We start from the raw sequence: 653 nt of genomic DNA on the forward strand, positions 1-653 counted from the left end.
TAAAACTGATAACGGACTCCCCCAGAGAAACTCGTTCCAGAAAAACCAGCTTTAGTCAGCTTGTGTTGATAAACAAGATCACCATGAAGCGCAAAATTTTGAGACAATCGAGCATTAAAACCCAATCCTGTTTCTAAGGAAGATCCAAAATTACCCAATGGAAAAGCATCTTTGAAATGCACAGACCGTGCTCTTCCAAAACCATGAGAAAAATAAAGTTTTCCATACAAGGAAACAGCTTCTACTTCTTCAGATCCACTCGGAGTCTTGACCAAACGACCACCAACACGCATTATCCATTGATCAAGGTTGCCCATATCAATATCAAAACCGTCAATATCACGTGTCTTCTTAAACTGAAGATGCTGATACACAACCTGAACTTGTGGATCCAATACAAAACTCTTATAGCCCGTTGCAAATGTCTGGCCTCCAGTTAAAGAAACACTAAAAGGTTTGCCTTTCAATGTTGCTGTCTTCCCACGTGCAAGGGTGCGAACATCACCTTGGAATAAACCATAAGACAAAAGACTATCTACATAGAAACCCGTATGATGCTGCATACTGCCATATGCTGTAGCAGTCCATTTATCAAACGCACTTTTCTGGCTTTGTTTAACATCCAAAGGTTGTAAAGTAAATCTCTCGTAAGA

Annotated in this window: 1 protein-coding gene; it reads right to left on the reverse strand. The window is 40.1% G+C overall.

What is annotated here, in order from left to right:
• A partial coding sequence (locus tag J7R07_RS07975) for an autotransporter outer membrane beta-barrel domain-containing protein (RefSeq protein WP_208436321.1) occupies window positions 1–653 on the reverse strand: 653 nt, incomplete at both ends.

The sequence above is a fragment of the Bartonella phoceensis genome (assembly GCF_902825145.1).
GTDB classification, from domain to species: Bacteria; Pseudomonadota; Alphaproteobacteria; order Rhizobiales; family Rhizobiaceae; genus Bartonella; species Bartonella phoceensis.